The organism is Bacillota bacterium (genome assembly GCA_012837285.1).
Taxonomy (GTDB): Bacteria; Bacillota; DTU030; order DUMP01; family DUMP01; genus DUNI01.
This window is the reverse complement of the sequence record DURJ01000147.1, coordinates 1-7252: the sequence shown is the minus strand read 5'-3', so window position 1 is coordinate 7252 and position 7252 is coordinate 1. Positions and strand designations below refer to the sequence as shown.

Below are 7252 nucleotides of genomic sequence, written 5' to 3'. Positions count from 1 at the left end.
TGCGGCAGGCCTATCCAAGTATCATCGCCCGGTCTTCTCAGTCTCAAGCCCGCAACTAATAGACCGCTACACAAGATCCCTCGCTATGTTCGGGATGACAATAGCAAGGTTTGGCCCTAATACCTCGTTATGCTCGGGATGACAATAGCAAGGTTCAAGGCCAATGCTAGAGGGCAAGGCATGTTAAGTCTTTCCGGGCATAGCGACCTTGAAGTAATGCGCTAAGCAGTCTTGGCGAAGCGTGAGGATGGGCCGGCAACCGGCAGCCATGACCAAGCGCAGGTGGGCACGGAGGCCCATCCGTACACCCGGGCTTTATGGTAAACGCACAGCCTGTACCACCCGTGGCCGACCGGCCAGATCCGAAAGCGCCGGCAACACTGACAGCCCCGCTCCAGCTAGCAGTTGGGAAACGTAGTCCGCCTGATTGGCACCCACCTCCAGCAACACCCAGCCGTCCGGCAATAGGTACTTATGTAACTCCGAAATTATCCGCCGGTAGTAAGTCAGTCCATCCGGACCACCATCTAAGGCCTGTACCGGCTCGTGCTGCACTTCAGCCCCCAGCTGCGTCAATTCCCGCCCCGGTATATAAGGCGGGTTGGCAACCACCAGGTGAAAACACGATTGATACCCGGGTCCCGGCCACAAGTCAGCAAGACAAAATTGGACCTGTTCCTCCACTTTATGTCCCTTGGCATTCTGCCTGGCCACTTGCAGGGCCGGAGCCGAAATATCGGTAGCGGTGATTCGGGCCCGCGGCAGGTTTACCGCCAGCGCCATGGCAATGGCTCCACTGCCGGTGCCAATATCCAAAATCCGGGCCTCTGGTACCAGCAGCCGATCCTGAACCAGCTGCAACGCCCGTTCTACCAAAATTTCCGTCTCCGGACGCGGCACCAGCACCGCCGGCGTCACCTTCAATACTAGACTGAAAAACTCCTTCTCACCAATAAGATAAGCCACCGGCGTGCCTTGCGCACGCCGGTTGAGTATTTCCTCCCAGCCAGACTGAAGTTCCGGCGGCCACAAAGCCGTCAGCTCCCGGTAAAACTCCTCCCGACTTAGGCCCATAACATGACGTAATAATACCTCGGCATCTAGAACCGGGGTCTCTATTCCCGCTTGGCCCAAAAACTCGGCCCCTCGCTGCCATACCTCCCGTAGCGTACTCATGGCTTAACCCACCTGACGCATCTTCTCAGCCTGTTCGGTGGTAATTAGCGGCTCGATGATGGGATCTAAGTCGCCCTCCAAGGCCGCTCCCAGTTGGTGCAAAGTAAGACTGATCCGGTGGTCTGTGACTCGATTTTGGGGGAAATTGTACGTCCGGATCCGTTCACTGCGATCACCGGTACCCACCTGGCTCCGCCGAGCTTCTTCCAGCTCGGCCTGCTGCTGGGCCTGGGCCAGGTCAAACAGCCGCGCTTTCAGCACCCGCATCGCTTTTTCCCGGTTCTTGATCTGGGACTTCTCATCCTGACAGGTAACCACCAGCCCAGTGGGCACATGGGTAATCCTAACCGCGGAGTAGGTGGTGTTTACACTCTGACCCCCGGGCCCGCTGGAACAAAAGGTGTCGATCCGCAGATCATTAGCATTAATCTTAACATCCACATCTTCCGCCTCTGGCAGCACCGCCACGGTCACTGTGGACGTGTGAATCCGGCCTCCGGACTCGGTTACCGGAATCCGCTGCACCCGGTGAACTCCGCTCTCGAACTTAAGGCGACTGTAGGCCCTGCGTCCGCTCACGGCAAAAACAACTTCTTTAAAACCACCCAGCTCTGTAGGATGAGAAGACAAGACTTCCGTCCGCCAGTTGCGGCCTTCGGCATATCGCTGGTACATCCGAAACAGCTCTCCGGCAAACAAAGCGGCCTCGTCCCCGCCGGCACCGGCCCGGATCTCCATAATAACGTCTTTTTCGTCCAGCGGGTCCTTAGGCAAAAGCAACACCTTCAGCTCCTGCTCCAGCTCTTCCTTTTGAGCGGTTAGACGCTGGATTTCACTCTCCACCAGCTCGACAAAATCCGGCTCCAGCTCCTCGCTCAGAAGCTCCTGGTTTTCAGTCAGCTCTTTCTCCACTTGTTTGTGCTGGCGGTAAACAGTTACAATAGGCTCCAAACTGGCATGATCCTTCGCATGTTGCTGCCACTCTTCCTGGCGAGCCAACACCTCCGGATCGGCCATCAACTGAGCTAGCTCTTCATAGTGCTGTTCTATTTCAGCCAGTTTGGCAAAGATAGTACTCATAATCTCACCTCGGGTTCTCTTCGCACAACTTCTTGCAACGCTATGAGCGCCACTTCAATTTGGGCTTCGTCGGGCTCACGAGTAGTCAATTTTTGCAACCAGAGACCGGGCCCGGCCAGCAATTTTAGCAGGGGAGAATTGCTCCGCCCGGCTAGCCGCAACCATTCATAAGATAACCCGGCTACCAACGGCATCAACAACAGGCGGGACATTACCCGCAAGTATACCGACGGCCAGCCGAGAAAGGCAAAGAGCAGAATGCTCACCACCATTACATAAAGTAAGAAACTGGTGCCGCAGCGAGGGTGCAAAGTGCTAAATGGTGCCGTATCAGTCACTTTAAGAGGTAATCCCTGCTCCTCGAAGGCATGCACTACCTTATGCTCGGCTCCATGGTATTCAAAAATCCGCCGTACGTCTTTGATCAGAGTAATGCTAACCACATACAAGAAAAAGATTGCCAAGCGCAACAGTCCCTCACCTAGACTCAACAGCAAAGGATTGTTGCTTCTTCCCAGCCAACGCATCAGAACCGTGGGCAGTAAGATAAACAGCCCAACACCAAATACTATCGCCAGCAGAAAGGTTACTACCAACTCTTTGGTAGTCATCTGCTCATCTTGGCCCCCGAATTGACTGGCCGAAAAACCCAGCGCCCGCATACCTACCACTAATGAATATACCAGTGCCACTGCGCCGCGCACTACCGGCCAGCGCAAAAAGCCTAAATAAGGCGGTGGCGACCAGAGCCGTTGTACTTCAGTAACAATATCCCCATCCTCGCGGCGCACGGCTGTGGCCGCCCAAGATTTACCTCTCATCATCACGCCTTCGATCACCGCTTGCCCGCCCAGTTGCCGACTCACATCGCGTTCCTCCCCGCTCTTTCCCTGAAGCCCAGAACAGAAAAAACCGACTCTGCTCCCTAGGCTGTGGCCAGATTACGCCCAGCACCAAGAAGCAGAGCCGGTGCTCTGCTACTTAAGCCCAAATCTTCTTGTGAAGCGCTCCACCCGGCCACCGGTATCGATGATCTTCTGCTGGCCGGTAAACAGCGGATGGCACTGAGAGCAGATCTCTACCCTTAGATTCTCTTTTGTGGAACCGGTCTCAAAAGCCGCGCCGCAGGCGCACCTTACCACGGTCTTATAGTAAGGAGGATGAATTTCCTTCTTCATTGCTGTCACCCTTTCTGCATCTGCTAACCAAGTTATTATAGCATAGTCAGGAAGACCATTGCAACCGGTGCGATCACTCATTTCATCATCTTACTCCAGGGATTTGGCTCACTCACGACGAAATGTTACTGAGGCCGTGGGGCGCTGTACCCTAGACTGACAGACAGTAGTGCTTGTCCCGGCCCTGTTAGCTATACTAAGAGTATGAGCGCTGCTCTTAGGCGGAGGTTTTCACCAGCAGCGGGAAAAAAAGGAGGCCCAGCTTCCGTTGAAGAAGCTGCTGCCACTATCAACAAAACATCTCTAGGAGGAATAAAAGTGAGCGCAAAATATGGTTTTGATACCCTTTCCATTCATGGCCAAGAAGAGACCCATAGCCCGCTAAACGCCTTAAATCCCCCGATATTCATGACCTCTACTTTTACCTTTGCTGACGTAAGCGATGCCGAAGCCATTATGAACTTCGAACAAGAAGGGTTTATTTACACTCGGGGTAATAATCCAACGATAAAATTATTTGAACAACGAATGGCCGCTTTAGAAGACGGAGCGGAGGCGGTGGCTTTCGCCTCTGGCATGGCGGCCATATCGTCGGTGTTGTTTTCTCTTCTGTCACCGCACAACAATGTAATTGTTCATAAGACCCTCTACGGCTCCAGTTTTACCGTGGCCCACAAACTCCTGCCAAAATACCATATCAGTTGCAGGAGTGTGGATTTTACTCAGCCCGAAGCGGTGGAAGCGGCGATAGACAAAGATACCGCCGTTTTGTATTTCGAGACTCCCGCCAATCCGAACCTGGCCCTAATTGATATCGAGCAGATAGTCAAGATAGCCCGGGCCCATAATATAAGTGTTGTTGTTGATAACACCTTTGCCACCCCTTACTTTCAACGACCGCTTTCTTTCGGTGTTGATGTGGTCGTCCACAGTGCCACCAAGTATATCTGCGGCCATGGTGATGCCTTGGGAGGGGTGGCGATAGCCAAGGATGGGGACTACATACAGAAGCTAAAATTCGATTATATGTGCGAATTCGGCGGGGTAATGAGCCCCTTTAACGCCTGGCTGATGTTAAGGGGTCTAAAAACACTGGGCCTGCGGATGCGGCAACACGAAGCTAACGCCATGAAGATTGCCGCGTTCCTGGAAGCGCATCCCAAAGTTGCCCAAGTTATGTATCCAGGCCGGCCCGGTTTTGCCGGTCACGAACTGGCCCGACGGCAAATGGACGGTTTCGGAGCCATGATAAGCTTCGAAGTTATGGGCGGCTTGAAGGCAGCCAAAAAAATGGCCAGCCGCTTAAGGCTTGCCAAACTGGCCGTGAGTTTAGGTGATTGTGAAACCCTAATCGAACTTCCTGCTGCCATGACTCATGCCCGTTACCCCAAGGAAAGACTCCAAGAATTTGGTCTCAGCGACAGCATGCTCCGACTCTCAGTGGGGATAGAGAACGTAAGAGACATAATTAATGACTTGGATCAGGCTTTGAGCTCCTAGATTACTTCTACCCCCAGCACCGTCTTCATTTGCGCCAGGGCAAAAGCATGGGCTTCCGGATCGAAGCTGGCCACTCCCTGAGCATATACTTTGGTGGGGACATCGCGATTGGCCAACTCTTCCGCTGTGAAGTAGCAACAGATATTAGTACAGACTCCTACCAACTCCACTTCGTCCACGCGCTCACGTTTGCTGCCGGCAGCCAAACCCAGGTATTCCTCTAAGTCTGTCCCGTAAAAGCCGCTGTAGCGGTTTTTCGGCACCAAATGCACTCGCTCAGCCACGTCCTCGCCTAGCAGTTCCTCAAGCTCCGGCACCAGTTGCTGGCCCCAGCTCTCCTCCAAGCAGTGAGGTGGGAATTTGGCAAATTCGGCATCGTCTTCATGATGAGTATCCAAGGTAAATACCACTTCATCCCCTGCCGCTAACGCTGTCCGCACCTGCTCACAGACAAAGGGCAATATCTCGCGTGCTGCTGGAGAATTCAGTGCTCCCTTCTCGGCCACAAAATCGTTTTGCATATCCACCACAATCAGGACCCGCCGCATATTATGCACCTCCGGTATTGTACCTCTCTTGGCTTTTATCATACTATAGCGGCACCAAGGGCACAAGTTGACTAGGGGGCCCGGTGGGTAAAGCTCCCCACCTGCATCTGAGGAAACTCGCTCTGCAGGCGAGCGCACAAGCCCCGAATACCCAAAAGGCGACCGCGTCGTGGTGGGATGATTTTCATATATTTATCCGGGTCAATGTTCAGGTTTCGAAGTTGAACCAAGTCTACCGGGTGGCGATGCAACAGGTCCAGCACAGCAGCTACCTCTTCTTCGCGATCGCTCACACCGGGAAAGATCAGATAATTAAGCGAGGTAGTGAGCCCTTCTCCGGCTGCGATCCTCAGGGTTTCTTTCACCTCCTGCAGGCTATAGCCCCAAGGCCGTACATAAGCATTAAATATCTCCGGCAAGGGGCTGATTAGGCTCACCCGAATGCTGTTTAGCCCAGCGCGGGCCAGGGCTCGAATAACGTGAGGGCGACTGCCGTTGGTATTTATGTTGATCAGTCCGGCTGCAGTCCGGGCCCGCACCGCCTCCACCCCTTGCACTAACAGATCGCCCATTAATGTGGGTTCGCCTTCACATCCCTGGCCGAAGCTGATGATAGCATCGTCGGCCGTCACTAAGTGCGGTACGGCCACCGCTGTAATCTCCTCCACCGAAGGGATGAAACTAATCCGCTCCTGGGGTGAAGGGCAACCCTGGCTCACTTGTTTGGAAATACAACCTCGGCAACGGGCATTGCAGACGGGCGAAACCGGCACTCCTCCTTCCCAACGGCCATAAAAAATGTTCTGGGCCGTGAAACAGCCGTATCTTAGAGCACAGTGGGCTAAATGGACCAGTATTCTGTTGCCCGGCCGTTGTCTCAAGGCCTGGGCGATCCTCACTTGAAGATCCGGTGTGTTATAGTGGCGCGGATCCCAACTGGTGTTATCGGGTTCCACTCTGCTGGCGGCAGCATAAAGCTGCCCCCGATAAAAGCACACCGCTGTATATCCAAATAAAGGCAGCGGCGTAGCCTCCGGCTTGGCTACAGCTGCCGGCAAATAGGTACGCACATAGCCCATGGGGAGTAAGGCCGCCACGGCATAAAGCTCGCCCTCAACACCCGAGCGAGTAGACGCTCGAGCTCGCCGCAATCGACCCCGCTTGTCGGTTCCCAGCGCCGCCCGCCCCGGTAACAATGCCAAACTGGACCCCACCGGCAAGGGAATCCATTCCCCACAAGGCAGGGGTCTGATTATTTCTCCGCTTCTTCCTACGGCCGCCAAACCGGGATCCTGGTAAAGTTGGCCCTGGGCGTCGGCACCGGCCACTGTATAAATATTATTCATTTAAGCTACCACCTGTTTAATTATTTCAGGGCTCTATGCGCACAGTTGTAATTCAACCAAGGGCCGCCTATATCCTCTACTATGTTTTATGTTTGATCCTATACTCCGTAAGATCCCTCGCTGCGCTCGGGATGACAATGGTAAAGCTGCGCTCGGGATGACAATGGTACAGCTCGGGATCACAATGGTATAGCTCGGGATGACAATAGTAGTTGGCTCGGGACGACAATGGTACAGCCCGGGATGACAATGGTAGTTGGCCGAGCTTAAACTAAGAAAAAACCGGCGGCACAGCAACCGCCGGTCATGAGAAGTGGTTACTTCAAAAATTGCAGCGGATCATACGGTCGCCCGCCTATATGCACCTCGAAGTGTAAGTGGGGCCCAGTGGAATTGCCGGTGGTCCCCACCCGAGCAATGGCCT

At 54.0% G+C, this 7252-nt stretch carries 8 protein-coding genes; 1 reads left to right on the top strand and 7 read right to left on the bottom strand.

From position 1 onward, the window contains the following. Positions 1-315: 315 nt before the first annotated feature. The 4 genes from prmC to rpmE all read right to left on the bottom strand — a co-directional run bounded on the left by prmC (position 316) and on the right by rpmE (position 3434). Positions 316-1176 (bottom strand): peptide chain release factor N(5)-glutamine methyltransferase, encoded by an 861-nt coding sequence (gene prmC / locus GX016_08445; protein HHT71589.1) that lies wholly within the window; start codon positions 1174-1176, stop codon positions 316-318. Between the two features lie 3 nt (positions 1177-1179). Next, a complete protein-coding gene (gene prfA / locus GX016_08440; protein ID HHT71588.1) occupies positions 1180-2247 on the bottom strand; it encodes a peptide chain release factor 1 in 1068 nt (355 codons plus the stop codon). Positions 2248-2252: 5 nt separating this feature from the next. Then, complete coding sequence (locus GX016_08435) at positions 2253-3080, bottom strand: DUF1385 domain-containing protein (GenBank protein HHT71587.1); 828 nt, start codon at positions 3078-3080, stop codon at positions 2253-2255. Positions 3081-3233: 153 nt separating this feature from the next. After that, positions 3234-3434, bottom strand: a complete 201-nt coding sequence (gene rpmE, locus GX016_08430) for a 50S ribosomal protein L31 (GenBank protein ID HHT71586.1) — start codon at positions 3432-3434, stop codon at positions 3234-3236. Between the two features lie 204 nt (positions 3435-3638). Here rpmE and GX016_08425 point away from each other — a divergent pair, with 204 nt between their 5' ends. After that, positions 3639-4934 carry a PLP-dependent transferase gene (locus GX016_08425; protein HHT71585.1) on the top strand — a complete coding sequence of 432 codons (1296 nt, stop codon included), beginning with the start codon at positions 3639-3641 and terminating at the stop codon, positions 4932-4934. Here the strand turns inward: GX016_08425 and GX016_08420 are convergent. The 3 genes from GX016_08420 to GX016_08410 form a co-directional block, all read right to left on the bottom strand. Beyond that, entirely contained in the window at positions 4931-5482 is a 552-nt protein-coding gene (locus tag GX016_08420) for a cysteine hydrolase (GenBank protein ID HHT71584.1), read from the bottom strand. The genes GX016_08425 and GX016_08420 overlap by 4 nt on opposite strands. Positions 5483-5553: 71 nt before the next feature. Further along, on the bottom strand, positions 5554-6828 hold the full coding sequence (locus tag GX016_08415) for a radical SAM protein (protein ID HHT71583.1): 1275 nt from the start codon (positions 6826-6828) through the stop codon (positions 5554-5556). 317 nt (positions 6829-7145) lie between these two features. Further along, positions 7146-7252: M23 family metallopeptidase (locus GX016_08410; GenBank protein ID HHT71582.1), on the bottom strand; the 107-nt coding region annotated here is incomplete at its 5' end.

Excerpts from the sequence above, each read along its gene's own strand:
- prmC (HHT71589.1), bottom strand. The coding sequence starts at position 1,176 with ATGAGTACGCTACGGGAGGTATGGCAGCGAGGGGCCGAGTTTTTGGGC.
- GX016_08435 (HHT71587.1), bottom strand. The coding sequence starts at position 3,080 with ATGATGAGAGGTAAATCTTGGGCGGCCACAGCCGTGCGCCGCGAGGAT.
- rpmE (HHT71586.1), bottom strand. The coding sequence starts at position 3,434 with ATGAAGAAGGAAATTCATCCTCCTTACTATAAGACCGTGGTAAGGTGC.
- GX016_08425 (HHT71585.1), top strand. The coding sequence starts at position 3,639 with ATGAGCGCTGCTCTTAGGCGGAGGTTTTCACCAGCAGCGGGAAAAAAA.
- GX016_08420 (HHT71584.1), bottom strand. The coding sequence starts at position 5,482 with ATGCGGCGGGTCCTGATTGTGGTGGATATGCAAAACGATTTTGTGGCC.
- GX016_08415 (HHT71583.1), bottom strand. The coding sequence starts at position 6,828 with ATGAATAATATTTATACAGTGGCCGGTGCCGACGCCCAGGGCCAACTT.